The following is a 24399-nucleotide window of genomic DNA, read 5'->3' as shown; positions in this document are numbered from 1 at the left end:
TCAGGCGGCCGAAACTCCGACCTTGCGATAGAGATCGGCGAGGCGCGTCTGATAGGCTTCGGGCGTGAACTTGCCGGCCTGGATCAGGCCGCGCGCCTGCAGGTCCAGGCGCAAGCCTTCGTCGGCGTCCAGCGCCTGGATGCCGCGCGTCATGGCCTGGACGTCATAGGGATCGACGATCACGGCGGCGTCGCCCGCCACTTCCGGCAGGGAGCCGCCGGTCGAGGTCAGCACCGCCGTCGACAGGGCCATGGATTCCAGCACCGGCAGGCCGAAGCCTTCATAAAGCGAGGGGAACAGCGTCGCCTTCGCCCCGCGGATCAGGCTGATCAGCATGGAGAAGGGCATGTATTCGTACTGGCGGATGCGGTCGGCGCTGGGGCCGCCGTCGCGTTTGACCTGATTGAGCAGGGCGGTCTCGCCTTCGTCTAGCCAGGCCCGGCCGCCGATGATGACCAGGGGCGTCTGGCTGCCGGACGCCAGATAGGCCTCGACGACTCGGCCCAGGTTCTTCTTGGGTTCGATGGCGCCGAAGTGAAGGAAGTAGTCCTTCCAGCCCAGATTGAAGACGCCCTCCAGTTCCAGCGTCACGTCGGCCTGGCTGCGCGAGGTCAGCTTTTCGGGCAGGCTGACGGCCTGATAGGTGTTGGTGACGCGGTCTTCAGAGACGCCCAGCAGGCGGATCACGTCCTGGCGGGTGGTTTCCGACACCACGGCGATGTGGTCGGCGCGTCGCGCGATCGCGTCGCACAAGGCGCGATAGGTCGCCTTGTCGTCCAGCGTCGTGTGCGGCAGGCGCAGCGGGATCAGGTCGTGGATGGTGTAGATGTTGGGAACCTTGCGCGCGTGCAGCGGCAGGGTGGCGGTCCAGTGCATGACGTCGGGCGCGGGGGCGTCGGCCGTGGCCTCGAACGCGACCGGCGTCTCCTTGCCATAGGCGGCGAAGCAGCGATTGGCGTGGGTGAACAGGTCGCGCGCGGCCCAGAAGCGATCGGCCGAGGGGCGGCCGCCGGATCGCGCCGGCCAGATCACCTCGCCCGACGGCAGGATGGAATGGGCGGTTCGACCGTAGCGCGACATATAGGTGTCGGCGAAACGCAGGACCTTTTGTTTTCGATTCAAGCGCTGTGGCGGCCGCTCGGCGTCGACCAGCGAGGTTTCATTCAGCAGGTTGTCGTTGCGGCGGCGCGCGGCGGGGCCATAGAGGACTTGAGTTCCGAATCCGCTGGCGCGGGCGCTGTCCAGCAGGTTCCGCCCATAGGTCGCGATGCCTGTTCCCTTGGCCAGGGCCAGGTTGAAACCGTCGATGCAAATAGAAGTCATGAAATCCTGAGGGGCCTAGGTTCGGCGCGATGTGGACGACAGGGCGTCGCGCAGGTCAAGTTTCTTGATCCTTGCTGCGGATTGACCTTAACGCGCCGTTAAATCCTGTAGCCCTTGGGCCACGGTGTGTTGCAAGCTTCGGTAAAATAGGCGTTTGACGCTCGACCGCCCACGGCAACGCTGATAGGGAGTGGGGTAGGCGACGTATCCGTCGTCCACGAACAACTGATCTCGGAGGGCCGCATCCATGCGCGTCAAGAGTTTGATCCTGGCATCTAGCGCGGCGGCGGCTCTGGCCCTGTCGGCTGGCGCCGCTTCGGCTGAGCCGGACGGCTGGTACGGCGCCGTCGACGCCGGCTACCACATCATCGATGACATCAACACCGAGTCGTCGACCCGCGGTTCCAACTGGAACTGGGAAGTCAACGACGGCTGGGCCGCCTTCGCCCGCCTCGGCTACCGCTTCAACCCCAACTGGCGCGTTGAACTGGAAGGCGGCTACCGCTCGGGCGACGTCGGCACCGTGCGCGCCGTCTCGGGTCCGCAAGGCCTGTGCAACGTCACGCCGGCCACCGGTCCGTGCTACTCGCCCGAAGGCGACATCACCTCGACCACCCTGATGGCCAACGTCATCTATGACTTCGGCCGCTCGGCCTGGGGCATCCGTCCCTTCGTCGGCCTGGGCGTCGGCGCCAACCACGTCAACACCGACGTCGTCGGCCGTCTGCGTCAGAACCCGACCGTGGCCTTCGGCGCTGACGACAGCTCGACCAAGTTCGCCGCTCAGGCGATCGCCGGTCTGGCCTGGGCTGTTGGCGATCGCGCCAACATCGACCTGACCTACCGCTACCTGACGGGCGACGCCGAGTTCGCGACCTTCACGAACACGGCGACCAACGCCTTCGGCGAAATGGCCGGCGACTACGACCAGTCGCACACCGTGACCCTGGGTCTGCGCTACGCCTTCGGCGCCGAGCCGGCGGCTCCCCCGCCGCCGCCTCCGCCGCCGCCGCCGCCGCCCCCGCCGCCCCCGCCGCCCCCGCCGCCGCCTCCGCCGCCTCCGGCCAAGCCGGCTGCGCGTCAGTTCGTGGTCTACTTCGACTGGGATCGCTCGGACCTGACGGCGGAAGCCCGTTCGGTGGTTACCCAAGCCGCCAACTACGCCAAGTCGGGCGCCCCGACCCGTATCCTGGTCGTCGGCCACGCCGACACCTCGGGTAACGCCGCCTACAACCTCGGCCTGTCGAACCGTCGTTCGCGCACCGTCGCCGACGCCCTGGTCGCCCAAGGCGTCAACGGCGGCGTCATCGCCCTCGACGGCAAGGGTGAAACCGCCCTGGCCAAGGCTACCGCTGACGGCGTGCGCGAGCCGCTCAACCGTCGCGCCACCATCGACATCAACTTCTAAGATTCAGAGGGGCCGGTTTGCGCCGGCCCCGATGATCTGGAAGGTCGATAAGATTGAGGGCGGTCGATCCATGCGGGTCGGCCGCCCTTTTTCTTTGTCCGTCGAATGGCTTGACTGGCAAACGTCATGCTTGGACGGTATCTCGGCCTGACTGCATCAAGAGGATGAGCGCATGCGCGTCGCAATGATCGGCACCGGCTATGTGGGCCTGGTGTCCGGAGCCTGTTTTGCGGACTTCGGTCACGTCGTGACCTGCGTCGACAAGGATGCTGGCAAGATTGACCGGTTGAACGCTGGACAGATGCCGATTTACGAGCCGGGTCTGGAAGACCTGGTCGCCGCCAATGTGCGCGACGGTCGCCTGTCGTTCGCCGTGGACGGCGCCGAGGCGATTCGCTCGGCCGACGCGGTCTTCATCGCCGTCGGCACGCCTTCCCGCCGGGGGGACGGTCACGCCGACCTGTCCTATGTCTATGCCGCTGCTGAAGAAATCGCCGATCTCATCCAAGGCTTCACGGTCGTCGTCACCAAGTCCACGGTGCCGGTCGGCACGGGCGACGAGATCGAGCGCATCATCCGCGCGCGCCGTCCTGAGGCCGACTTCGCAGTCGTCTCAAATCCAGAGTTCCTGCGCGAAGGCGCCGCCATCGGCGACTTCAAGCGTCCTGACCGCGTCGTGGTCGGCATCGACGACGAACGCGCGCGTCCGGTCATGGCCGAACTGTATCGCCCGCTGAATCTGAACGAGACGCCGATCCTGTTCACCGGCCGGCGCACGTCCGAGTTGACCAAGTACGCCGCCAACGCCTTTCTGGCGCTGAAGATCACCTTCATCAACGAGATGGCCGACCTGTGCGAAAGTCTGGGCGCCGACGTGCAGCAGGTGGCCCGCGGCATCGGCCTGGATAACCGGATCGGGGCCAAGTTCCTGCATGCGGGCCCGGGCTATGGCGGCTCCTGCTTCCCCAAGGACACCCTGGCCCTGGTACGCACGGCCACCGACGCCGGATCGCCGCTTCGCCTGATCGAGACGACGGTCGAGGTCAATGATGCCCGCAAGAAGGCCATGGCCGACCGCGTCGCCGCCGCCTTGGGCGGCACGGACCTGAAGGGCAAGACGGTCGGTCTTTTGGGTCTGACCTTCAAACCCAATACCGATGACATGCGCGATGCTCCGTCGCTGGACGTGGCGCCCGCCCTGATCGCGATGGGAGCGACGGTTCAGGCCTTCGACCCAGAGGGCATGCACGAGGCCGCCAAGCTGTTGGAGGGCGTCGTCTTCCGCGACGGTCCCTATGACGCGGTTGAAGGCGCCGACGTGGTGGTCATCATGACCGAATGGGACCAGTTCCGCGCCCTGGATCTGGACCGGATCAAGCTGTTGCTGAAGCAGCCGGTCATGGTCGATCTGCGCAACGTCTATCGCCCTGAGGACATGAAGGCGCGAGGCTTCCGCTACACCTCCATCGGGCGGCCTGAAAGCGCACGCTGATCGCGGCGACGAAAGAAAAAGGGCGGCGCTTTCGCGCCGCCCTTTGTCGTTTCAGCCCTCTTGCTCGATCAGCCCGTGAACGGACGGATCAGGATTTCGACGCGGCGGTTCTGGGCCTTGCCCTGAGGCGTGTCGTTCGAGGCGATCGGGTTGCGCGCGCTGTTGCCGGCGACATAGAGGCGCTCACGGATCACGCCGCGGTCGATCAGATAGGAGGCGACCGACGAAGCGCGGCGCTCCGACAACGGCTGGTTGATGGCGTCGCCGCCCGAAGCATCCGTGTGGCCGATGACGTCGACCATCGAGCGGTCGTATTCCTGCAGCACGCGGGCCACGTCGTCGAGGACCGGCAGGAAGCGGCTGTCGAGGCTGGACTGGTTGGTGGCGAAGGTCACGTCGGACGGCATGCGCAGAACCAGGTTGTCGCCCTGACGCGCCACGCCGACGCCCGTGCCCGACAGCTCGGCTTCCAGAGCACGCTGCTGGCGATCCATGTACTGGCCGACGCCTGCGCCGGCCAGGGCGCCGATGCCGGCGCCGATCAGGGCGTTCTTGCGGCCCTGTTCGCCGCTGGAGGTGTTGGTCAGATAGCCCAGAAGGGCGCCGCCCAGGGCGCCCGCGATGGCGCCGGTGCCGGTGTTGTTGCGGGTCGGGGTCGAGCTGTAGGGATCGGTCGTGGTGCAGGCGGCGGCGCCGAGCATGGCGGCGATGCTGACGCTGGCGACAATGAGCTTGGCGCGCATGGAATGTCCTTTGTTGCGGCGATCAGGCCGAAAAACGTGACCCTACAGTGAAGGTTCCAACCTGTATGTCATGTGAACGAGGGTGCGCCCAGACAAACGGTTGACCCCAGCGCCGCCCATAACCATTTGTTGCAAACGGACGTGCGCCCTTGCCGCTTGAGGGAGGGCGTGAACGACCGGGTCGCTTGTTTGCGAGGACCGATGACGACACGCACCATCCTGTTCGACAGTCCCTTCCTGCTGGGCTTCGATCATACCCGCGCCCTGATCGACCGCGCGGCCAAGGCGGCGGCCGAGAGCTATCCCCCCTATAATGTCGAGCAGGTCGGCGAGGCGGCGGTGCGCATCAGCCTGGCGGTGGCCGGGTTCGCACCCGAGGAGCTGACCGTCACCCTGGAGGGGCGCCAGCTGACCATCGCCGGCAAGCGCGACGAGGCGGGCAGGGGCGAGCAGGCCTTCCTGCATCGTGGCATCGCGGCGCGGGGCTTTGTCCGCAGTTTCGTCCTGGCTGACGGGTTGGAGGTCGCCGAAGCGAAGCTGGAACACGGACTGCTGCATGTGGACATGGTGCGTCCCGAACAGGAGCGGCAGGTCCGTCGAATTCCCATCACGACGGGCTGAAACAGCCGTCGAACCGCTCGGCTGGCCGGGCGTTTAGTCAAGCGCAAGGAGGCGGTCCTATGACGCCTATGATGAACAAGACAGATTTCGCGGGCCTTGGCGCGCCCGACCTCGTCTATGTGCGCGCCATCCGCGCATCGGACCTGATGGAAGACGCCCATGTCGAGGTAGGGTCTGGCGTGGATATTGATCCCGATCAGATTCTCTATGCGGTCCACGGCGCTGACGGCGAGCGGCTGGCCGTCATGCTGGATCGCGAAACCGCTTTTGCCGCCGCCGCCGCCCATGAACTGGAGCCGGTTTCGGTTCACTGATCCCAAGGGGCGCTACCGGCCGGTCGGCCTGCTTGAGCGGCGCTCATAGGCCGCTATCGGCCGGCTGGCCTACTTGAGCACGGAACTCTCTAGATGTGGTGGCGCCGCCTGCGGGGCGGCAGGCGGTCTAGCCTCAGGCGGCTGCGACGGGCGCGTCCTTGACGAAGAGGGCGCGCACGGCATCGACCGTCCGGGCCTGACGCAGGTGTTCGCGCAGTTCCGGCGAACGCATGGCGCGCGACACCGCCGCCAGCGCCCGCAGATGCTCTGCGCCGGCGTTCAGCGGGGCGAACAGGGCGAACATCAGGTCGACCGGACGATCATCCAGAGATTCATAGGCCACGGGCGTCTCCAGCCGCACGAAGACGGCGCAGACGCGGTCCAGGCCCTTGATGCGCGCGTGAGGCACGGCGACGCCCGAGCCGAGGCCCGTCGAGCCCAGGGCTTCACGCTCGAGCAGGGCGTCCAGCGCCCGATCTTCGTCAATGCCCAGCGCGACCGACGCGGCCTCGGCCACCGTGTGCAGCGCCTGTCGCTTGGATGACACGCCGCCCCGCAGGACGATCCCGCCCGACGACAACAAATCAGCGATGTCCATAATCACCCCGAACCTTGGTACCCGACATTGCGGAAGGGCGAGGCGTCTTCTAGCGCCTTCGCCCCCCGCGGGAAAGCCTTAGGATCCCTTGCCGTTCGTCGTCTTGAGCGTGCGCTCCGGGTCGATCCAGCCGACATTGCCGTCCGGGCGGCGATAGACGACCGAAAGGCCGCCGTGCGCTGCATTGCGGAACATGACGATCGGATAGCCGGTCATGTCCAGTTCCAGCACCGCGCGGCCGACCGTGATGGTGCGAATCTCCGATTCGGTTTCGGCGATGACCATGCCGACGGGGGGCGGCTCGTCCGGGGCCCCGGCCTCGCCGAAGGCTTCGTCCTCGACGGTGTCAGGGTTGCGGAAGACGGTCATGGCCGCGACTTCGCGGGCCGCGTCCTCGGTCTTTTCGGGCGACAGGCCCTTGGGACCGATGTGGTGGTCCTTCAGGCGACGCTTGTAGCGGCGGACGCGCTTCTCGAGCTTGTCCAGGCTGTCGGCGAAGGCGCCCTGGGCGTCGCCGCCGAAACCGGTCGTCACCAGGCTCTGGCCCGAGGCCAGACGGACCCAGCAATCGACACGGAAGCCGTGGCGGTCCTTGGACACCACGACCTCGGCGTTCTCGCCGCCACGGGCGAAATACTTGCCGACTCCCTCTTCGAGTTCCTGGGAGATGCGCGAGCTTAGCGCTTCGCCGACATCCACTTGCTTGCCGCTGACTTGGATCTGCATAGGCATAGAACGCGACGGGTCGCGTTTGGTGTCAACGCCGATCACCGATTTGTGGTGACGCTTCTCCGCAGCGTGATCAGCCAGCTTTCAGCAGGCGGCGACGCTGGACAGAGGACGGAATTCTAAGGGCTTCTCGGTACTTCGCCACAGTGCGTCGGGCGATGTCGATGCCGGTTTCGTTGAGAATTTCGACGATCCGGTCGTCGCTCAGCACGTCGCCGTCTGCGGCCTCTCCGTCGATCATGGTCTTGATCCGATGGCGGACCGCTTCGGCCGAGTGGGAGGCGCCGCCGTCAGACGACTGGATGGCCGCCGTGAAGAAGAATTTCAGCTCGAAAACGCCGCGCGGCGTGGCGACATATTTGTTCGACGTCACGCGGCTGACCGTCGATTCGTGCATCTCGATGGCGTCGGCCACGGTCTTCAGCGTCAGGGGACGCAGGAACTCCACGCCGAAGGCCAGGAAGGCGTCCTGCTGGCGCACGATTTCCGATGCGACCCTCAGGATGGTCTTGGCGCGCTGGTCCAGCGACTTGACCAGCCAGCTTGCCTGGGCGGCGCAGTCGGCGACATAGGCCTTTTCGGTTTCGGATCGGGCGCCCGCCGCGACCACGCCGTGATAGCGTTTGTCCATCAGAAGGCGGGGCAGGGTGTCGCTGTTCAGCTCGACGCGCCAGCCGCCGGCCGGGTCGGGCCGGACATGGACGTCGGGCACGACAGTCTGCGCGGGTTCGCCGCCGAAGCCGGCGCCGGGGCGGGGCGTCAGGCCCTTCAGCTCGGCGATCATTTCGGCCAGGTCCTCGGCGTCGACGCCGCAGACCTTGCGCAGGGCCGCCAGATCGCGCCGCGCCAGCAGCTCAAGATTGTCGAGCAGGGCTTCCATGGCCGGGTCGAAGCGGTTGCGCTCGATCAGCTGAAGCTTGAGGCATTCAGGGGCCGAGCGGGCCATGACGCCGGTCGGCTCGAAGCCGTGGCAGAAGGCCAGAACCGCCTCGATCCGCGCCAGGTCCACGCCCAGCCTGTCGGCGATCTCCTGCAGTTCGCCGCGCAGGTAGCCGCCCTCGTCGGTGGCGTCGATCAGGGTCAGGGCGATGGCGTGGTCGGCAGGGCTGAAACCGGCGGACGAGGCCTGGGCCTGCAGATGCTCCCACAGGGTGACGTCACGGGTGTCGGGACGCTCCAGGCCCTCGCCGTCCAGGCCGCCGCCGCCGCCGGCGCGGGACCAGTCGGACAGGCCGGGCTGTGCACCGACCTCGCCCGCGTCGCGCTTGCGCTCGGCGTCGCGTTCGCCGGGCGCGTCGTCATAGAGGTCTTCGGTGCGGGCATCCAAGGCCTGCTCGGCCTCGCCCGAGGGTTCGGTGAACTGCAGTTCAGCGGCGTCGCCTGATGCGACGGCCTCGACCGATTCGGCGGAGCTGTCGCCGCTGGCTTCGCCCTCGTCGCGTTGCAGCAGGGGATTGCGCTCCAGCTCGCCCTCGACGAAGGCTTCCAGCTCGAGATTCGACAGTTGCAGCAGCTTGATCGCCTGCTGCAGCTGGGGCGTGATGACCAGCCCCTGCCCCTGTCTGACCTCCAGCCTCTGACCGATCACGGCGCTTCAATCCCTCCGGCGGGCGCAATTGGCCCGGTTCTTGCTGGGATCGTGCGGCAGAGACCTTAACGTCTGGCGAACGGCGGGTTCGCCAGGTGGCCGCAACGCGTCAGGCGTACATCTCGCCCAGATAGACGCGGCGGACCTCGGCGTCGTGAACGGCTTCGTCGGCGGTGCCTTCGAACAGGACCGAACCGGCCGAGATGATCGAGACGCGGTCGATGATGTCCAGGGTCTCGCGCACATTGTGGTCGGTGATCAGGACGCCGATGCCCTGGCTGGACAGGTAGCGGATCACATGACGGATGTCGGCGATGGCCAGGGGGTCGATGCCGGCGAAGGGTTCGTCCAGCAGCATGAAGCTGGGCCGGGCGGCCAGAGCCCGGGCGATCTCGACGCGGCGACGCTCGCCGCCCGACAGGCCTGTGGCCGGGGCGTGGCGCAGATGGTCGATGCGCAATTCTTCCAGCAGGCGGGTCGTTTCGTCGCGGACCCCGGCGGCGGTCTTTTCCCGCAGTTCAACCACCGCCTTGATGTTCTGCTCGACCGTCATGCCGCGGAAGATGGAGGCTTCCTGCGCCAGATAGCCCAGGCCCATCCGGGCGCGCTGATACATGGGCTGCTGGGTGATCTCTTCGCCGTCCAGCCAGATCGCGCCGCTGTCGGCCGGGATCAGGCCGGTGATCATGTAAAAGCAGGTGGTCTTGCCCGCGCCGTTGGGGCCCAGCAGGCCGCAGACCTCGCCGCGCTGGACGGTCAGGGAGACGTCGCGCACCACCTGACGCTGGCCGAAGCTGCGGGCGATGTGCTCGACGCGCAGACCGGTCTGGCGTGCTTCCTCGAGGACGGGCGCGCTATCGGCGTCCGTCTGGTCGAGGTTGAGGGCTGAGAGTTCCTTGCGCGCCAAGCGGGGTCAGTTCCCTTGCGGATAGAAGACGCCCTGGACGCGACCGTTGCCGCCTTCCATGCGGGCGCTCTCGGTGCGGACGTTATAGACGAGGCGGTTGCCGGTCAGGACGTTCTTGCCCTGGGTCAGGATGACGTCGCCCGTGACCACCACCTCGGCGTTGTTCAGGGTATAGACGGCGCGGTCGCCGCGCATGCTCTGGTCCGGGGTGACGAAGTAGACATTGCCCGTCGCCTCGACCCGGCTCAGGTCGCCGTTGGCCGTGACCCCGGTGATGGCGTCGGCGCGCAGGCGGTTGCCGCCCTGAGTCAGTTCGGCCCGACCGCGCAGGGCGAAGCCGTTGGGCGTGTATTCTCCGCCGTCGGCGCCGTACTGGACCGGCTGCTTCGAGGCGTCGGCGCGGCTGCTCTGGGCGCCCGAGGTCGCGGGGACCGTCAGGGCCAGCAGCAGGGCGGTGCCTGCGATCATGGTGTTCGACTTGGACATGGTCATCTGTCGGATCCCGCGGGGTTGATGGTCCCGCTCATCTTGTTGTCGCCCTGGCCGCTGAAGACGACCCGTTGGCCCTGGTCATAGATGGCATAGGACGAAGCATTGATCGTTCCAAGGGGGCCTTGCCCCTGGACGCCCTTGTCGCCCGTCACGACGCCGGTGTTGGTGTCGACCACGGCTTCCGGCGTGGTCAGGACGAAGCCGGAGCCGCCGTCGGAAATCTTGACGTTCGGCCCGATCACCACCTTGCGGCTGGCCTCGATATAGGTGCCGCCGTCGGCCGTCAGTTCCGTCACCTTGCGCCCGCCAAGGTTCAGCTTCAGCAGAGGGCCGACCAGACGGAAGTGGCCCGTGGCCGGGTCGCGGATCGCGCCCTTGGCCCCGATGACGAAGGAGCGCCCCTGGGCGTCCTGGCCGTGGAACATGGGGTTGTCCAGGCGGATCTCGCGGCTTTCGCTGGCCTTGCGCTCGACTCCCGACATGACGGTGCGGAACACGGTCCAGGTCAGGGCCCCGCCCGCCAGCATCAGGATGATGATAGGCAGGACGCGGCGATACAGCTTCACCCGACGCGAACGCGCGCGCCAGCGCTCGCCCGCCTGGGCGACTCGGGCCTCGTCGGCGCGCTTGCGCGCTTCCTGGGCGTCGAGGTCGCTCATTCGATCCTCAGGCGTGCGCGAAGATGTCGATCTCGTCCCAACCGGCCAGGTCGAGACGCGAGCGCGTGGGCAGGAAGTCGAAGCAGGCGCGGGCCAGCTCGGCGCGGCCTTCGCGCTCCAGCATGACGTCCAGCTTGGCCTTGATGGCGTGCAGATAAAGGACGTCCGAGGCGGCGTAGTCCAGTTGCGCCTGGGACAGGACGGGCGAACCCCAGTCCGAGCTCTGCTGGGCCTTGGACATGTCCACGCCGGCCAGTTCGCGCGCCACGTCCTTCAGGCCGTGACGGTCGGTGTAGGTGCGGGCCAGCTTGGAGGCGATCTTGGTGCAATAGACCGGGCGGGTCTCGACGCCGAGGTGCAGGTCGAACATGCCGATGTCGAAACGGCCGAAGTGGAAGAGCTTCAGCACCTTGGGATCGGCCAGCAGGGCCTTCAGGTTGGGGCAGTCATAGTCGGGGCGGCTTAAGCGCACGACATGGGCGTCGCCGTCGCCTGAGGACAGCTGCACCACGCACAGAGGATCGCGACGGAAGCGCAGGCCCATGGTCTCGGAATCGATCGCGACCTCGGGGCCGAGGTCGAGGCCGTCGGGCAGGTCGCCCTCGTGCAGGTAAACGGTCATGCTTGGAAACTCGGGTGGTCGTTCAGGGCGACAACATAGACGAACCGCGCGCTATCGCTAGGACGCAGCGCCGACCTTCGCCGTTATCGATGATGAAGCAGGGGGCTGAAATGACAAACGGCGCCGCATCCGATAGGATGCGACGCCGCTTGAGAATATGGTGCCCAGAAGAGGACTCGAACCTCCACGACCGTTAAGTCACTGGCACCTGAAGCCAGCGCGTCTACCAATTCCGCCATCTGGGCCCGGTGGGTCGCCCCGCCGAGGAGCGATCTAATAGGGGGGACCTTCCGGGCGGTCAACAGCCTTTTTTCCGATCTCTGAAAAAACTGCGCTGTTGACCGAAATTCCCGCGAAATCAGCGTTCTATCAGGCGAGCCAGACCATCATCCGGGTGTCGGCGATCGCGCCGCGCGCCTGGCTGAAGGCGGGACGGGTCTCCCCCGTATAGAGGAAGCCGGCCTTCTCCAGCACGCGGCCCGAGGCGGGGTTGTCGGCGAAGTGGCCGGCGACCAGGGCGCGGCGCTTCCACCGCTTCGAGGCCCAGACCAGGGCGCCCTCCAGGGCTTCCGTGGCGAAGCCCCGGCCCCAGAACTCGCGGCCGATCCAGTAGCCGGCCTCGGGCACGGCGTCCTCGCCCTCGAACAGGCCGATGACGCCGACCGGACCCAGGTCCTCGTGCTCGATGACGAAGGTGTTGGCCCGCTTCGGGTCCTGGGAGGCGACGTGCAGGACGAAGTCCTCGGCGTCCTGGACCTGGAAGGGGTGGGGCATGCGCTTGGTCATGCGCGCGATGTCGCGGTCGTTGGCCAGGGCGGCGATGCGGGTCACGTCCTGGGCGCCGGGCGCACGCAGGATGAGGCGCCGGGTTTCGACGACGGGAGAGGTTTCAATCACGCACATGGGTCACGCCCCTTTGGTGCGACCGCCGTCCTTGTTCATCAGGGCTCGGGCGGTCAGCGAGGCGGGGAAACGCAAACGGGGAGCCTGGTGATCCAGACTCCCCGCGGAAAATTTCCCTGGTCCGGATCGCGGCTTCTTGAGCGACGCGATCCCGGATTTTGTCCAGTTCGCGTTACTCGGCGGCCATGGCCTGAGCGTCGTCGTTGGCCGCGAGAATCGACACGTAACAACGGCCGCCACGTTTGGTGGTGAATTTCACCGAGCCGTTCACCGTGGCGAACAGGGTGTGGTCGCGGCCCAGGCCGACGTTGTCGCCCGGGTGGAAGGTGGTGCCGCGCTGACGCACGAGGATGTTGCCGGCCAGAACCTTCTCGCCGCCGTACTTCTTCACGCCAAGGCGCTTCGACTCGGAGTCGCGACCGTTACGCGACGAACCACCGGATTTCTTGTGAGCCATCTTGCTGCTCCTCTTCCTTGGTGCGCTACCGCCCTTGCGGGCTACTTGAGCGCGACCTTCGTCCTGCTAGGCGCCGATCCCGGCGCCGGTGAATGTCTTAGGCTTCGGCGCCTTCAGCCTTGACGGCTTTCTTGGCGGGAGCCTTCTTGGCCGGAGCAGCTTCAACAGCTTCAACGCGCGGGGCGAGGCCACGGGCGCGAGCGTTGATCTCGGCTTTGGTGATCAGCTCGACCTTGCCGTCCCACTTGGCCTTCTCGCCGGCGCCTTCGATGCCGGTGATGCGCAGGACCGATTCCATCTGGCGGTGGCCGTTCGTGCGGCGGTAGCCCTGGCGACGGATCTTCTTGAAGATCTTGATCTTCTCACCCTTGCGGGTCTCGATCAGCGTGGCTGCGACAGCGGCGCCGTCGATCAGCGGAGCGCCGACCGTAACACCCTTGTCGCCGCCCAGCATGAGGACTTCACCGAAATTGACGGCAGCGCCAGCGTCGCCGTCGATCTTCTCGACAACAATCACATCGCCCGGTTGAACCCGGTACTGCTTTCCGCCGGTCTTGATCACCGCGTACATTTGGAAGCCTCAGCGTGAACGCAAAAAAGAATGCGCCCGTCAGGAAACCCTGCGGGCGAAGAGCGGCGACATATACGGAAGGGCGCGCCAGAGTCAACGTGCCGGGGGTGAAAACCCCGTCCGCAGGCTGAAAAGCTCGGTCAAGCTATCCTGCGCCCGTCTTCCGTGCGATGGGCGAACAGGGTTCAGTAGGGGGTTTGAATGAAACAATCCACAGATCGGCGTATCGTCGCCGCGCGTCGCATCGTCGGCCATGTGGCGGAGCATCTCAAGGCGGACCTTTCGTTGCGGCTGTGGAACGGCGAGGTTCTTCCTCTGGGGCCAGGCGCGCGTGAGGACATCCAGATCGTGGTGGCGCGGCCGAGCGCCGTGCGCCGCATGATTTTCAAGCCCAGTCTGATGACGCTTTTTGAGCTGTTCGCCTCAGGCGACGTCCGGGTGGAGGGCGGCAGTCCGCTGGAGGCGGCGGATCGTTGGGACCATGGTCGGGCGGTCCATCTCAAGCGGTCCCTGGATCGCGGGTTGATCCTAAGAGAGGCCCTGCCCTTCTTGCTGGGGCGCGGCGAGGGCGGGGCGGAGGCGCTCCCGGCCTGGGACGCGACGGGCGATGACGGCGTGGGGCGCGACCGCAGCGGGCGGCGCGACCAGGACTTCATCCAGTTCCACTATGATGTCGGCAACGACTTCTATGGCCTCTTCCTCGATCCGGAGATGGTCTATTCCAGCGCCTATTTCACCAGCCACGACGCGACGCTGGAGGCGGCCCAGCAGGCCAAGCTGGATCGAATCTGCCGCAAGCTGCGGCTGAAGCCTGGCCAGCGGATGCTCGATGTCGGCTGCGGCTGGGGCGGACTGTCCTGCTGGGCGGCCGGCAAGTACGGCGTCCATGTTCACGGCGTGACCCTCAGTCAGGCTCAGCTGGACTACGCCCGCGCCAAGGTCGAGCGCCTGGGTTTGTCGGACAGGGTGACGCTGGAGTTGAAGGATTATCGCGAGGTTGATGAACGCGGCGCCTATGACGCCATCGCCCAGGTCGAGATGTTCGAGCACGCCGGCTTCGCCAACCACGAACGGCATTTTGAACAGATGCGGCGTTTGCTGAAGCCGGGCGGCCTCTATTTCCATCAGGCCTCGGTGCGGCGCGGCGGCAAGGGGGAACTGCGGCCCACGCCGACGACCAAGGTCATCACCCGCTTCATCTTCCCCGGCGGGGAGCTGGACACCATCGGTATGACCGTCACCAACCTGGGGCGCCTCGGTTTCGAGACCCTGGACGTCGAAGACATGCGCGAACATTTCGAGCTGACGCTGCGCGAATGGACCCGGCGCCTGTATGAGCGTCGCGAGGACGCCTACGGCCTGGCGGGCGAGGCGCGCACGCGGCTGTGGCTCATCTATTTCGCCCTGTTCGCCAAGGGGTTCGAGCGCGGCGCGGTGCAGGTCTACCAGACCGTGGCCCAGAAACGTCGAGCCGGACCGTCGGGCCTGCCGCTGGATAGGGCCAGCCTCTATCAATAGCGAAAAGGGGATCGACTGTTACAAAGTAACACGATATAGCGGCGGGAATGTCGCCGCACGATCTTCAGCAGCCCGTTCTGATTTCGCTTCTGGGCGGAGGATTCGTCGCGGCCTTCCTGCATGCGGCCCTGCCGACCCACTGGCTGCCTTTTGTCCTGGTCGGGCGGGCGCAGCGGTGGAGCCTGACGCGGGTCATGACGGTCGCGGTGACGGCGGGGCTGGCGCACATCGCGTCCACCGCCCTGGTCGGGTCGCTGATCGTGGCGGCGGGACTGGCGCTGAACGCCTGGATCGGCGGCCTGCTGCCGCACTTGTCGGCGGCCCTGCTCTTTATCTTCGGCGCCTTCTATCTGGCGCGGGCCTCCTTGCAGAAACCGATTACGGCGACGGGGCCGGAGGCCGAGGTGCCCGAGCCGGCCGTGTCGGACCGTGCGGCCTTCTGGGGCCTGGTGCTGATGATGGCGGTGACGCCGGGCGAGGTGCTGCTGCCCATCTATCTGTCGTCGGCGACCGAGGGGGTCATGGCCCTGGCCCTGCTGACGCTCGCCTTCGCGGCGGGGACGGTGCTGGGCATGACCCTGTTGGCCGCCCTGGCCAGCGCCGGCTATTCCATCCTGCGGCTGGAACGCTGGGCGCGCTATGAGGGCGCCATCCTGGGTGTGGCCCTGATCCTGATCGGCTTCCTGGTGATGACCCATCAGCACTGATGCGCTGATAGTTTATATATTTACATTCAATGACTTATGTTCGGCGTCGTTGACGCGGCGCAGCGGGCGGGCATAGAGGGGGTGCATGGCGCACGATCACGCACACGACCATGACGACCACAGCCATGCGGGCCACGACCATTCGCATGGCCATGGACACGGGCATGATCACGGCCACTCCCACTCCCACGGCATCGGCGGGCATCATCATGGGCCGGTGAACACCGGCGACTGGCGCTACGCTGTCGGTCTGATCGTCAACCTGGCCTTTGTGGCCTGCGAGTTCGGCGCCGGGATCTGGGCCGATTCCACGGCTCTGATGGCTGATGCGGGCCACAACCTGTCCGATGTTCTGGGTCTGGCTATGGCCGGGGGCGCGGCTTGGCTGGCGCGGCGCGCGGCGGGGCCCAGGCGCACCTATGGCTATGGCAAGGCGACCGTGCTGGCGGCATTGGGCAATGCGCTGCTGCTGATCTTCGCCTGTGGGGCCATCGCCTTCGAGGCTGTGCGGCGACTGGCCGAGCCCGCGCCAGTGGCGTCGGGCGTCATCATGATCGTCGCGGGCATCGGCTTCGTCATCAACCTGGGCACGGCCCTGCTGTTCATGAAGGACCAGCACAAGGACCTGAACGTGCGCGGGGCCTATCTGCACATGATGGCTGACGCGGCGGTGTCGCTGGGCGTGGTCGTCGCCGGGGCGGTGATCCTGCTGACCGGCTGGGCCGTGATCGACGCCCTGGTCAGCCTGGGCATCGTCGTCGTCATCATGATCGGCACCTGGGGCTTGCTGAAGGACTCGGTCAACCTGGCGCTCGACGCCGCGCCGAACGGGGTCGAGGTGGCCGAAGTGCACGACGCCTTCCTGGCACTGCCGGGCGTCAGCGCCGTGCACGACCTGCACATCTGGGGCCTGTCGACCACGGACACGGCCCTGACGGCGCACCTGGTCCACGACCGGTCCGACGCCGACGCCCTGCTGATCGAGGCGCAGGGCGTGGCGCGCAGCCGCTTTGGCGTCAACCACACCACCTTCCAGCTGGAAAGCGGCGCCCTGCCGGACTGCCCGAGCTGCTGATCCTTCTTCTCCCCATGCAATGGGGGCGGGTGCGTAGCGCCCGCAACGGAGGGGCCGCTTCTTCAGGCGCAGAAGCCCCTCCACCGCTACGCGGTCCCCCTCCTCATGCAATGGGGAGGAAAGAGGACGTCTTCCATTTCCAGCAACGAAGCGCCATCTAGCCGCCCATGACCCAGAAGACTCCCGTGACCGTCCTCACCGGCTACCTCGGCGCCGGCAAGACCACCCTGCTGAACCGCATCCTCACCGAGGACCACGGCAAGCGTTACGCCGTCATCGTCAACGAGTTCGGCGAGATCGGCATCGACAACGACCTGGTGGTCGGCGCCGACGAGGACGTGTTCGAGATGAACAACGGCTGCGTCTGCTGCACGGTGCGCGGCGACCTGATCCGCGTGGTCAACGGCCTGATGAAGCGCCAGCGCCCCGGCAAGCCCGCCTTCGACGCCATCATCGTCGAGACCACGGGCCTGGCCGACCCCGGCCCGGTGGCCCAGACCTTCTTCGTCGACGACGAGGTCAAGGCCAAGACCCAGCTGGACAGCGTCACCGCCCTGGTTGACGCCAAACACGTCATGGCGCGTCTGGATGACAGCAGGGAAGCGCGCGAGCAGGTGGCCTTTGCCGACCGCATCATCCTGAACAAGGTGGATCTGGCGACGGCGGAGGAACTGGACGCGCTCGAGGCTCGCCTGCGCGCCCTTAACCCCCTGGCCCCCATCGTCCGCGCCGAGCGTTCGAACGTGCCGCTGGATCAGGTGCTGGGCCTGCACGCCTTCGATCTGGAGCGCATTCTCGAGGTCAAGCCGGACTTCGTGAACCCGCCCCACGGCGCCGAGGGCCACGTCCACGACGAACATTGCGGCCACGATCACGGGCACGACCACGTTCATGACGAGCATTGCGGTCATGAGCACCACGACCACGCGCATGAGCACGGCCCGCGCGGCCACGCCCACAATGACGACATCAAGGGCATCTCCCTGACGCTGGACCGCCCGCTGAACGGGGCCAAGTTCACCGCCTGGCTGGACAAGCTGCTGGGCGAGCAGGGTCAGAACATCCTGCGCGCCAAGGGCATCATCGACGTGGACGGCGAGGACCGCCGCCTGGTCTTCCAGGCCGTGCACATGATCCTCGAAGGCGACCTGCAGCAGGCCTGGGGCGACAAGGAACGCCGCTGGAGCCGCGCCGTCTTCATCGGCCGCGACCTCAACGAGGCCGAGCTTAAGGCCGGGTTCGAGGCCTGCGCGGCATGAACCCGCCGCCCCGCGCCAGGGTCGAGGCCAAGCTGATCTACGGCACGCCCGAGTTCGAGATCGTCAAGGGCGGCGACCATGTGCGCTGCGCCGTCTCGGGCGCGGTCATCCCCCTGGACATGCTCAACTACTGGAGCGTGGAGTTGCAAGAAGCCTACGCCTCGGGCGCTCTGATGACCCAGCGCTGGGTCGAGACGCACAAGTAAGTCGCCCACCCTCTCCCATTGGGAGAGGGCTTGAGCCTCCAAGAGCGAAGCGATTGGCGAAGGCGAAAGGGTGAGGGTTCACGCTTTCCGTCGGCATGCGCCGCCGCGCCACGGCCTTCGGCCGACTTCGGCCGCCAACCCTCACCCTTTCGCGCAAGGGCGACGGCATCGCCGCCGCGCGCTCAAGCCCTCTCCCATTGGGAGAGGGTGGACAGCCATTCCGTCATTACCTGGGTAAGGGCCTGCGGCTGCTCCAGCGGGATCATGTGCCCGCTGTGCGCGACGTGGACCAGCGTCGAGTCCTTGATCCCGCGATGCAGTTCCTCGGCCTCATCCATTCCGCGCAGCAGGTCGGCGTCCGCCGCCACGATCAGGGTCGGCTGACGGATATCGCCCAGACGGTCCAGGTCGCCGGCCCGCGCCATCGCCGACTGGCGATGGAAGACCTCGCCGCCCAGTCGCAGGCCCATGTCGCGCACCCGCGCGATCATCGCTTCGTCCCCGGCCAGATCGGGATGCAGGGATGAGACGATGGCCGGGCGGCTCAGGCCCTTGAAGGCTTTCGGCGCGGCCTTCAGGGCCGAGCGACGCTGGCGGATCAGTTCCTCGGTGTCGCCGCGCGCCGAGGTGGCGATCAGGATCAGGGCCGTCACCCGTTCCGGTGCGATCCGCGCCAGTTCGCGCGCCACATAGCCGCCCATCGAAAAGCCCACGGCGACGAAGCGATCCGGCGCGTCGCTCAGGATGGCGGCCGCCATGCTTTCGATGTCCTCGCCCCGGCTCAGATCTGTGGCGATCAGCGGCCCGAACGGGGCCAGGTCGTCCGTCATGGCGTCCCACAGGGTGGCGTCGGCCATGAAGCCGGGGATGAGCAGCAGGGTCATGGGGCTTCTATAGGCCCAAGTCGGCGAGCGGCGCGACAGACGCGACGCGGAAGGCTATGAGGCGCGTCTGACTTTCTCTGCCTTGCGTGAGCCGACATGCCGATCTTCTCCTTCGACGCCCAGGTCACCGCCGCCCTGTTCGACAAGACGGGCGCGATCTTCGCCCTGGGCGACGGCTCGGTGCGGTTCGAGAACGGCGCCCGCAGCGAGGTCCATGACGGAGCCGTCCTTTGTGCCGTCGTCCACCCGTCGGGCGAGGGCGTCGTCACCGGCGGCGATGACGGCAAGGTGGTGTGGAGCCGCGAGGGCGAGAGCGTCGTCCTGGCCACGGCCAAGGGCCAGTGGATCGACTCCATCGACGCCTCGGCCGAAAGCGGCCTGATCGCCTTTTCGGCGGGCCGCACCCTGTCGGTGATCGACAGCAAGGACGTCGCCTTCCGCCGCGACTTCCAGCATGAGCGCACCGTCTCGGGCGTGGCCTTCGATCCCAAGGGCCGCCGCATCGCCACCTCGACCTATGGCGGGGCCTGGCTGTGGTACGCGCGCATCGAGCAGCAGCAGCCGGTCAAGATGGCCTGGGCGGGCTCGCACCTGGCGGTCGGCTTCTCGCCGGACGGGGCCTTCGTCGTCACCGCCATGCAGGACAACCAGATGCACGGCTGGCGCCTGAAGGATCAGAAGAACATGCGGATGGGCGGCTATCCGTCCAAGATCAAGAGCTTCGCCTTCCTGGCCAAGGGGCAACTTCTGGCCACCTCGGGCGCCCAGGGCGTGGTGCTGTGGCCCTTCATCGGCGCCAACGGCCCGATGGGTCGCGAGGCGACCGAGATCGGCTTCGACGAGACCACCCTGATCGCCCAGGTCGCCGCCGCGCCCGCCCACGGCCGTCTGGCTGCGGGGCTGGAGGACGGCCGCGTCTGGTGGGCCGATCCGGCGGGGCAGGGGCTGGACTTCATCAAGAAGGACAAGGGCGCGCCCATCGTCGCCCTGGCCATGAGTTCCGGCGCCGCCCGCGTCGCCTGGGCCGACGAGGACGGTCAGGCGGGCGTGGTCTCGCTCTGAGATCGCGCTTGCGCTGAAGCTTGAGCCCGGCAGGATGGCGTCATGACCCGTGCGAAGACCCGCAAGCGGCGCCCGCTGCTGACCCTGCTGCTGATCCTGGCCCTGATTCCCGTCGGCGGGGTGGTGCTGCACCGCTTCGTGCCACCGCTGTTCACCATCCTGATGGTCAAGCAGGCGGTCGCGGGTCATGGCATGGACTATCGCTGGCGCTCGCTGGACCATATCTCGCCGCGTCTGGTCGAGGCGGTGATCGCCGCCGAGGACGCCCGCTTCTGTCAGCACCACGGCTTTGACGTCGAGGCCATCCAGAAGGCGATGGAGGCCAATGAACGGGCCGAGCAGCGCGGCTCGGACAAGCGGCGCGGCGCCTCGACCATCAGCCAGCAGACCGCCAAGAACGTCTTCCTCTGGCCCAGTCGCGACTGGGTGAGGAAGGGGCTGGAGGTCGGCTACACGGGCCTGATCGAGCTGGTCTGGGGCAAGCGCCGGATCATGGAGATGTATCTGAACGTCGCCGAGTGGGCGCCGGGCGTCTATGGCGCCGAGGCCGCCTCGCGCCACTGGTTCGACAAGAGCGCCGACAAGCTGACGGCGCGCGAGGCCGCCCGCCTGGCCGCCATCCTGCCCAGCCCGCGTCGCTACAAGGCGGCGTCGCCCGGCCCTTATGTCCGCCGTCGCGCCAGCCGCATCCAGGCCGCCATGGGCACGGTGCGCGAGGCGGGGCTGGACCGCTGCGTCGACCGCTAAGGCGGCGTTAACCCTCAGCATAGAGCCAAGCCTTAACCGAACCGCATCAGGATCGCCTGGAATGCGGACCTGCGTCCGCCGCCAGATTCAGGGATCGAGACGGTGAAGCAAGGGGCGATGAAGGGACTGACGCACGCGGTGCGACGCTTTGCGACGCGCTTTGCCTGCAGTCGGCGCGGCAATGTGGCCATGATGTTCGCTGTGGCTCTGCCGATCCTGGTCATGGTCAGCTTCGGCGCGGTCGACATTCACCAGGCTTCCAAGGTGAAGGCCAATCTTCAGGACGCGCTGGACGCCGCCGCCCTGGCTGCGGCTCGTTCGAAATACACTGACAATGACAACCTGAACCGGATCGGGATGGACGCCCTGAAGGCCAACATGCCCGCCTACTTCAAGGAAGGCGGGGCCGATACCGCCAGCTTTGAGCTGCAGGGCAACACCATCCTCGCCGATGCGCGGGTGAACGTGAAGGTCCTGGTCGCCAACATCGTCCTGCCGCCCTACGGCAAGCTGATGGACGACTATCTGCCGGTCGGCAGCCATTCCGAAGTCCTGCGCGCCTCGCGCGACGTCGAGGTGGCCATGGCGCTCGACGTCACTGGATCGATGAAGGGCCAGCCGCTGATCGATCTGAAGGCGGCGGCCAGCGAACTGATCGACATCGTGGTGCAGGATCAGCAGACGCCCTTCTACTCCAAGGTCGGCCTGGCCCCCTATGCGGTGGGCGTGAACCTGGGGACCTATGCGGCGTCCGCGCGAGGCGCGATCCCGGCGCCGGTCGCCATCACCAATGCTCAGTGGAAGTCGGGCGCCGCCAAGAACATCGGCGGCATCACGCGGGCCAATCCTGCGGTCTTCACCTCCAATAACCACGGCTTTTCTAACGGCGACTATGTCTGGATCAGCGGCATCAGCGGCATGACCCAGATGAACAACCGGCTGTTGCAGATCGTCAATAAGGGGACCAACACCTTCCAGGTGCGGGTGCCGGGCCAATCCAACGCCCTGAGCACGTCGTCGGGCTACAGCAGCTATTCCTCGGGCGGCACGATCCAGAAATGCCTGGTGTCGGACTGCTCGGCGGTGGTCACGGCCAGCGGTCATGGCCTCACGAACGGCGAGGCTGTCTATATCGACGAAGTGAAGGGCATGACTCAGCTGAACAAAAAGAGCTGGGTCGTGGGCAATGTCACCACCAACTCCTTCTCGACCGGAGTCCTGGCCACCGGCTACGGGGCCTATACAAGCGCCGGGCGCGCCTGGTGCGCCCAGCAGGGCTGCGAATGGTATCGCTTCGACAACGCCGCCGGCGGGATAAGCACCTACCAGGTCAGCACCTGCGCCAGCGAGCGCACGGGCCTTGAAGCCTACACGGACGCGGCCCCCACCAGCAGCGCGCGCGTCGGCCGCAGCTATACGGACAGCGGCAATCCCTGTCCGTCGGCCACGATCATGCCGCTGTCCAGCAGTCGAACCGATCTGAAGTCCGCGATCAATGCTCTGAAGGACGATGGTTCGACAGCGGGTCAGATCGGGCTGGCCTGGGGCTGGTATCTGGTGTCGCCGAACTTCACCTCGCTGTGGACGGGCTCCAGCGCGCCGGCGGCCTATGATCCGCAGAAGACGCTGAAGGTCGTCATCCTGATGACCGACGGTGAGTTCAACACCCCTTTCTGCCAGGACGTGATCGCCAAGAATGCCGGCAACGGCAGCGGCGGGGCGGCGACCCATATCAACTGCAACGCCACCAATGGGAACGCCTTCTCGCAGTCGGTATCCCTGTGCAACGGCATGCGGGATCAGGGGGTCATCGTCTATACGGTCGGCTTCAATCTCGGCGCCAATCCCAGCACCGGCGGCGCGGGCGTGGATACGGCGATTGAGGTGCTGCGCACATGCGCCACCAACGAGAACACTCACTTCTTCAACGCCAACAGCGGCTCGGACCTGAAGGACGCCTTCAAGGCTATCGGGCGGGACATCACGCGGTTGCGCATCGCACGCTGACGCGAGCGGCGGCGGATAGACAAGAGGGCCGGCGGATCGCTCCGCCGGCCCTTTCTTCATTTCTGGGCGATGCGCCGACCCGTCAGATCAGGCGGATCTCCTTGAGGCGCTCCATCAGGAAGTCCTCGGCCAGGATGGTCTTGCCGGCATAGCGGTCGGGGTTTTCCGGGGTGATGGTCGAGGGCAGGGTCTCGATCGGGAAGTCCGGGTTGAAGTGCAGGAAGAAGGGCGTCGAATAGCGGGCGAAGCCGCGACGCTCGGGGGCCGGGTTGACCACGCGGTGGGTCGTCGACGGCAGGACGTGGTTGGTCAGGCGCTGCAGCATGTCGCCGATATTGACCACCAGGGCGCCGGCGGGCGGGGCGATGTCCAGCCACTCGCCGTCGGCGTCCTTCAGCTGCAGGCCGGCCTCTTCGGCGCCCAGCAGCAGGGTGATGACATTGATGTCCTCGTGGGCGCCGGCGCGCACGCCCGGGGCGTCGGCTGGGACCGGCGGATAGTGCAGCATCCGCAGCACGCTGTTGCCCAGCTCGACCTTGTCCTCGAAATAGTCGTCGCCCAGCTTCATGTAGCGGGCGATGGCCTTGAGGATCTTGCGGCCCAGCTGATCCAGGGCGTCGAACATGCCGTAGAGGTGGGGCTGGAAGCCCTCGATCTCGGTCGGCCAGACGTTGTCGCGCATGTATTGGCGATAGGGATGACCCTCCGGCAGCTCGCGGCCGACGTGCCAGAACTCCTTCAGGTCGACGGCGGCTGCGCCCTTGGCGGCTTCGACGCCGAAGGGGGTCAGGCCGCGCGCGCCGCCGGTGCCGGGCTGGTGATACTGACGCTTCACGTCTTCCGGCAGGGCGAAGAAGGCCTTGGCGTCGGCGATGGCGGCGTCGATCGTCGCCTGATCCAGGCCGTGGTCGGCGATCACGGCGAAGCCGTAGCGCGAGAAGGAGGCGCCCAGGGCGTCGGCGAAGGCCTGGAAGTCGGCGTCATAGCCCTGCATCGACACGGGGACGATGGCGCGGGTCTTGGTCTGGTCCTCGGCGGAGGATGCGGTCAGCGGAGAGCTCACGAGCGAATAAAGCCTCTGAATGCGGATATGGAGGGTTCCATACGCCTTGCCGGAACAAATTGGCAGTCCGGCGCCCTTTCGGCCGCACGCCTTGATCTTTGACTCTCCAGCGTGGCTGTTGTGGTGTGGGGGCTGGCTAGGATGGAAGGGAGCCTATGGACGCACGCTCACAGCCCGAACCGCCCAAGGGCGAGGGGGACTGGACCCTGCTTCAGGCCCGGTCCGACCGCAGCTTCTGGCAGCAGACACGCACCCTGGCGCCGGGGCGCTCCGTCACCTGGTTCGTCATCGCTCGTCCGCCTGAACAACTGACCTATGACAGCTTCGACGAGGCCGAGGCCATGTTCCGCGCGATGGACGAGGACTGAATATCAGGAGCCAGATAGGACAAAGGCCCCGCGGGGCTTCCGCGAGGCCTTTGATGGTGGAGCTTAGCGGAGTCGA

The 24399-nt window shown here is 66.7% G+C and carries 27 protein-coding genes and 2 tRNA genes (1 of these 29 running past the window's edge); 13 read left to right on the top strand and 16 right to left on the bottom strand.

Annotated elements, in window-relative coordinates:
- Positions 1-1323 carry a glycosyltransferase family 1 protein gene (locus RTY13_RS09135; protein ID WP_312782836.1) on the bottom strand — a complete coding sequence of 441 codons (1323 nt, stop codon included), beginning with the start codon at positions 1321-1323 and terminating at the stop codon, positions 1-3.
- Positions 1324-1570: 247 nt separating this feature from the next.
- Here RTY13_RS09135 and RTY13_RS09130 point away from each other — a divergent pair, with 247 nt between their 5' ends.
- Both RTY13_RS09130 and RTY13_RS09125 read left to right on the top strand, forming a co-directional pair.
- Entirely contained in the window at positions 1571-2731 is a 1161-nt protein-coding gene (locus tag RTY13_RS09130; protein ID WP_312782835.1) for an outer membrane beta-barrel protein, read from the top strand.
- 172 nt (positions 2732-2903) lie between these two features.
- Complete coding sequence (locus RTY13_RS09125) at positions 2904-4223, top strand: UDP-glucose/GDP-mannose dehydrogenase family protein (RefSeq protein WP_312782833.1); 1320 nt, start codon at positions 2904-2906, stop codon at positions 4221-4223.
- Between the two features lie 68 nt (positions 4224-4291).
- Here the strand turns inward: RTY13_RS09125 and RTY13_RS09120 are convergent, their stop codons facing one another.
- Positions 4292-4966 carry an OmpA family protein gene (locus tag RTY13_RS09120; RefSeq protein ID WP_312782831.1) on the bottom strand — a complete coding sequence of 225 codons (675 nt, stop codon included), beginning with the start codon at positions 4964-4966 and terminating at the stop codon, positions 4292-4294.
- Positions 4967-5167: 201 nt separating this feature from the next.
- Here RTY13_RS09120 and RTY13_RS09115 point away from each other — a divergent pair, with 201 nt between their 5' ends.
- Entirely contained in the window at positions 5168-5587 is a 420-nt protein-coding gene (locus tag RTY13_RS09115) for an Hsp20 family protein (RefSeq protein WP_312782829.1), read from the top strand.
- A gap of 59 nt (positions 5588-5646) precedes the next feature.
- Positions 5647-5901: a DUF1150 family protein gene (locus RTY13_RS09110; protein WP_312782827.1), complete on the top strand. Its 255-nt coding sequence runs from the start codon at positions 5647-5649 to the stop codon at positions 5899-5901.
- 133 nt (positions 5902-6034) lie between these two features.
- On the opposite strand, the gene RTY13_RS09105 is transcribed toward RTY13_RS09110, so the two are convergent.
- From RTY13_RS09105 to rplU, 11 genes are all read right to left on the bottom strand, one after another.
- Complete coding sequence (locus RTY13_RS09105; RefSeq protein WP_312782825.1) at positions 6035-6499, bottom strand: PTS sugar transporter subunit IIA; 465 nt, start codon at positions 6497-6499, stop codon at positions 6035-6037.
- Between the two features lie 78 nt (positions 6500-6577).
- A complete protein-coding gene (gene hpf, locus RTY13_RS09100; protein ID WP_312782823.1) occupies positions 6578-7225 on the bottom strand; it encodes a ribosome hibernation-promoting factor, HPF/YfiA family in 648 nt (215 codons plus the stop codon).
- A 76-nt stretch (positions 7226-7301) separates the two neighbouring features.
- On the bottom strand, positions 7302-8816 hold the full coding sequence (gene rpoN / locus RTY13_RS09095; protein ID WP_312782821.1) for an RNA polymerase factor sigma-54: 1515 nt from the start codon (positions 8814-8816) through the stop codon (positions 7302-7304).
- Positions 8817-8925: 109 nt separating this feature from the next.
- Positions 8926-9723 carry an LPS export ABC transporter ATP-binding protein gene (gene lptB / locus RTY13_RS09090; protein ID WP_312782819.1) on the bottom strand — a complete coding sequence of 266 codons (798 nt, stop codon included), beginning with the start codon at positions 9721-9723 and terminating at the stop codon, positions 8926-8928.
- 6 nt (positions 9724-9729) lie between these two features.
- Positions 9730-10215, bottom strand: a complete 486-nt coding sequence (locus RTY13_RS09085; protein ID WP_312782817.1) for an LptA/OstA family protein — start codon at positions 10213-10215, stop codon at positions 9730-9732.
- Entirely contained in the window at positions 10212-10874 is a 663-nt protein-coding gene (gene lptC, locus RTY13_RS09080) for an LPS export ABC transporter periplasmic protein LptC (RefSeq protein ID WP_312782816.1), read from the bottom strand. The genes RTY13_RS09085 and lptC overlap by 4 nt, the downstream gene beginning before the upstream one ends.
- A 7-nt stretch (positions 10875-10881) precedes the next feature.
- Complete coding sequence (locus RTY13_RS09075; protein ID WP_312782815.1) at positions 10882-11496, bottom strand: ribonuclease D; 615 nt, start codon at positions 11494-11496, stop codon at positions 10882-10884.
- Positions 11497-11654: 158 nt separating this feature from the next.
- Positions 11655-11741, bottom strand: a tRNA-Leu gene (locus RTY13_RS09070).
- Between the two features lie 124 nt (positions 11742-11865).
- Complete coding sequence (locus RTY13_RS09065; RefSeq protein WP_312782814.1) at positions 11866-12399, bottom strand: GNAT family N-acetyltransferase; 534 nt, start codon at positions 12397-12399, stop codon at positions 11866-11868.
- A gap of 172 nt (positions 12400-12571) precedes the next feature.
- Complete coding sequence (rpmA, locus tag RTY13_RS09060) at positions 12572-12856, bottom strand: 50S ribosomal protein L27 (RefSeq protein ID WP_207823383.1); 285 nt, start codon at positions 12854-12856, stop codon at positions 12572-12574.
- A 97-nt stretch (positions 12857-12953) separates the two neighbouring features.
- Positions 12954-13427 carry a 50S ribosomal protein L21 gene (gene rplU / locus RTY13_RS09055; protein ID WP_312782810.1) on the bottom strand — a complete coding sequence of 158 codons (474 nt, stop codon included), beginning with the start codon at positions 13425-13427 and terminating at the stop codon, positions 12954-12956.
- Between the two features lie 201 nt (positions 13428-13628).
- On the opposite strand from rplU, the gene RTY13_RS09050 reads away from it, so the two are divergent.
- The 5 genes from RTY13_RS09050 to RTY13_RS09030 all read left to right on the top strand — a co-directional run bounded on the left by RTY13_RS09050 (position 13629) and on the right by RTY13_RS09030 (position 18192).
- Positions 13629-14945, top strand: a complete 1317-nt coding sequence (locus RTY13_RS09050; RefSeq protein ID WP_312782808.1) for a cyclopropane-fatty-acyl-phospholipid synthase family protein — start codon at positions 13629-13631, stop codon at positions 14943-14945.
- Positions 14946-14992: 47 nt separating this feature from the next.
- Entirely contained in the window at positions 14993-15652 is a 660-nt protein-coding gene (locus tag RTY13_RS09045; protein ID WP_312782807.1) for a hypothetical protein, read from the top strand.
- An 85-nt stretch (positions 15653-15737) separates the two neighbouring features.
- Positions 15738-16727: a cation diffusion facilitator family transporter gene (locus RTY13_RS09040; protein ID WP_312782806.1), complete on the top strand. Its 990-nt coding sequence runs from the start codon at positions 15738-15740 to the stop codon at positions 16725-16727.
- 167 nt (positions 16728-16894) lie between these two features.
- The gene (locus tag RTY13_RS09035; RefSeq protein ID WP_312782804.1) at positions 16895-17986 is read left to right on the top strand and encodes a GTP-binding protein; all 1092 of its coding nucleotides are present in this window, start codon (positions 16895-16897) and stop codon (positions 17984-17986) included.
- On the top strand, positions 17983-18192 hold the full coding sequence (locus RTY13_RS09030; RefSeq protein ID WP_207823370.1) for a DUF2093 domain-containing protein: 210 nt from the start codon (positions 17983-17985) through the stop codon (positions 18190-18192). Before RTY13_RS09035 ends, RTY13_RS09030 begins: the two co-directional genes overlap by 4 nt.
- A gap of 182 nt (positions 18193-18374) precedes the next feature.
- Here RTY13_RS09030 and RTY13_RS09025 read toward each other — a convergent pair whose 3' ends face one another.
- Positions 18375-19076: an alpha/beta hydrolase gene (locus tag RTY13_RS09025; RefSeq protein WP_312782803.1), complete on the bottom strand. Its 702-nt coding sequence runs from the start codon at positions 19074-19076 to the stop codon at positions 18375-18377.
- Positions 19077-19172: 96 nt separating this feature from the next.
- Here RTY13_RS09025 and RTY13_RS09020 point away from each other — a divergent pair, with 96 nt between their 5' ends.
- From RTY13_RS09020 to RTY13_RS09010, 3 genes are all read left to right on the top strand, one after another.
- Positions 19173-20138 carry a WD40 repeat domain-containing protein gene (locus tag RTY13_RS09020; RefSeq protein WP_312782801.1) on the top strand — a complete coding sequence of 322 codons (966 nt, stop codon included), beginning with the start codon at positions 19173-19175 and terminating at the stop codon, positions 20136-20138.
- 42 nt (positions 20139-20180) lie between these two features.
- A complete protein-coding gene (mtgA, locus tag RTY13_RS09015; protein ID WP_312782799.1) occupies positions 20181-20885 on the top strand; it encodes a monofunctional biosynthetic peptidoglycan transglycosylase in 705 nt (234 codons plus the stop codon).
- Between the two features lie 117 nt (positions 20886-21002).
- Positions 21003-22892, top strand: coding sequence for a ubiquitin-activating E1 FCCH domain-containing protein (locus tag RTY13_RS09010; protein ID WP_312782797.1), 1890 nt, complete (start codon positions 21003-21005; stop codon positions 22890-22892).
- Positions 22893-22974: 82 nt separating this feature from the next.
- Here RTY13_RS09010 and RTY13_RS09005 read toward each other — a convergent pair whose 3' ends face one another.
- Positions 22975-23886 (bottom strand): 2-oxoglutarate and iron-dependent oxygenase domain-containing protein, encoded by a 912-nt coding sequence (locus RTY13_RS09005; protein WP_312783149.1) that lies wholly within the window; start codon positions 23884-23886, stop codon positions 22975-22977.
- 224 nt (positions 23887-24110) lie between these two features.
- Between RTY13_RS09005 and RTY13_RS09000 the strand changes: the two genes are divergently transcribed.
- The gene (locus RTY13_RS09000) at positions 24111-24323 is read left to right on the top strand and encodes a hypothetical protein (protein ID WP_312782795.1); all 213 of its coding nucleotides are present in this window, start codon (positions 24111-24113) and stop codon (positions 24321-24323) included.
- A gap of 54 nt (positions 24324-24377) precedes the next feature.
- Here the strand turns inward: RTY13_RS09000 and RTY13_RS08995 are convergent.
- Positions 24378-24399, bottom strand: a tRNA-Ala gene (locus RTY13_RS08995); it runs 154 nt beyond the window's last position.

This window comes from Brevundimonas sp. (genome assembly GCF_032055285.1).
Taxonomy (GTDB): Bacteria; Pseudomonadota; Alphaproteobacteria; order Caulobacterales; family Caulobacteraceae; genus Brevundimonas.
The sequence above is the reverse complement of the archived record's forward strand: the minus strand, read 5'-3'. Positions and strand labels throughout refer to the sequence as shown.

What these genes read in the sequence shown, in the direction of transcription:
- RTY13_RS09135 (WP_312782836.1), bottom strand. Translation starts at nt 1,323, where the DNA reads ATGACTTCTATTTGCATCGACGGTTTCAACCTGGCCCTGGCCAAGGGA.
- RTY13_RS09130 (WP_312782835.1), top strand. Translation starts at nt 1,571, where the DNA reads ATGCGCGTCAAGAGTTTGATCCTGGCATCTAGCGCGGCGGCGGCTCTG.
- RTY13_RS09125 (WP_312782833.1), top strand. Translation starts at nt 2,904, where the DNA reads ATGCGCGTCGCAATGATCGGCACCGGCTATGTGGGCCTGGTGTCCGGA.
- RTY13_RS09120 (WP_312782831.1), bottom strand. Translation starts at nt 4,966, where the DNA reads ATGCGCGCCAAGCTCATTGTCGCCAGCGTCAGCATCGCCGCCATGCTC.
- RTY13_RS09115 (WP_312782829.1), top strand. Translation starts at nt 5,168, where the DNA reads ATGACGACACGCACCATCCTGTTCGACAGTCCCTTCCTGCTGGGCTTC.
- RTY13_RS09110 (WP_312782827.1), top strand. Translation starts at nt 5,647, where the DNA reads ATGACGCCTATGATGAACAAGACAGATTTCGCGGGCCTTGGCGCGCCC.
- RTY13_RS09105 (WP_312782825.1), bottom strand. Translation starts at nt 6,499, where the DNA reads ATGGACATCGCTGATTTGTTGTCGTCGGGCGGGATCGTCCTGCGGGGC.
- hpf (WP_312782823.1), bottom strand. Translation starts at nt 7,225, where the DNA reads ATGCAGATCCAAGTCAGCGGCAAGCAAGTGGATGTCGGCGAAGCGCTA.
- RTY13_RS09085 (WP_312782817.1), bottom strand. Translation starts at nt 10,215, where the DNA reads ATGACCATGTCCAAGTCGAACACCATGATCGCAGGCACCGCCCTGCTG.
- lptC (WP_312782816.1), bottom strand. Translation starts at nt 10,874, where the DNA reads ATGAGCGACCTCGACGCCCAGGAAGCGCGCAAGCGCGCCGACGAGGCC.
- RTY13_RS09075 (WP_312782815.1), bottom strand. Translation starts at nt 11,496, where the DNA reads ATGACCGTTTACCTGCACGAGGGCGACCTGCCCGACGGCCTCGACCTC.
- RTY13_RS09065 (WP_312782814.1), bottom strand. Translation starts at nt 12,399, where the DNA reads ATGTGCGTGATTGAAACCTCTCCCGTCGTCGAAACCCGGCGCCTCATC.
- rpmA (WP_207823383.1), bottom strand. Translation starts at nt 12,856, where the DNA reads ATGGCTCACAAGAAATCCGGTGGTTCGTCGCGTAACGGTCGCGACTCC.
- rplU (WP_312782810.1), bottom strand. Translation starts at nt 13,427, where the DNA reads ATGTACGCGGTGATCAAGACCGGCGGAAAGCAGTACCGGGTTCAACCG.
- RTY13_RS09050 (WP_312782808.1), top strand. Translation starts at nt 13,629, where the DNA reads ATGAAACAATCCACAGATCGGCGTATCGTCGCCGCGCGTCGCATCGTC.
- RTY13_RS09045 (WP_312782807.1), top strand. Translation starts at nt 14,993, where the DNA reads ATGTCGCCGCACGATCTTCAGCAGCCCGTTCTGATTTCGCTTCTGGGC.
- RTY13_RS09040 (WP_312782806.1), top strand. Translation starts at nt 15,738, where the DNA reads ATGGCGCACGATCACGCACACGACCATGACGACCACAGCCATGCGGGC.
- RTY13_RS09035 (WP_312782804.1), top strand. Translation starts at nt 16,895, where the DNA reads ATGACCCAGAAGACTCCCGTGACCGTCCTCACCGGCTACCTCGGCGCC.
- RTY13_RS09030 (WP_207823370.1), top strand. Translation starts at nt 17,983, where the DNA reads ATGAACCCGCCGCCCCGCGCCAGGGTCGAGGCCAAGCTGATCTACGGC.
- RTY13_RS09025 (WP_312782803.1), bottom strand. Translation starts at nt 19,076, where the DNA reads ATGACCCTGCTGCTCATCCCCGGCTTCATGGCCGACGCCACCCTGTGG.
- RTY13_RS09020 (WP_312782801.1), top strand. Translation starts at nt 19,173, where the DNA reads ATGCCGATCTTCTCCTTCGACGCCCAGGTCACCGCCGCCCTGTTCGAC.
- mtgA (WP_312782799.1), top strand. Translation starts at nt 20,181, where the DNA reads ATGACCCGTGCGAAGACCCGCAAGCGGCGCCCGCTGCTGACCCTGCTG.
- RTY13_RS09010 (WP_312782797.1), top strand. Translation starts at nt 21,003, where the DNA reads ATGAAGGGACTGACGCACGCGGTGCGACGCTTTGCGACGCGCTTTGCC.
- RTY13_RS09005 (WP_312783149.1), bottom strand. Translation starts at nt 23,886, where the DNA reads ATGCAGGGCTATGACGCCGACTTCCAGGCCTTCGCCGACGCCCTGGGC.
- RTY13_RS09000 (WP_312782795.1), top strand. Translation starts at nt 24,111, where the DNA reads ATGGACGCACGCTCACAGCCCGAACCGCCCAAGGGCGAGGGGGACTGG.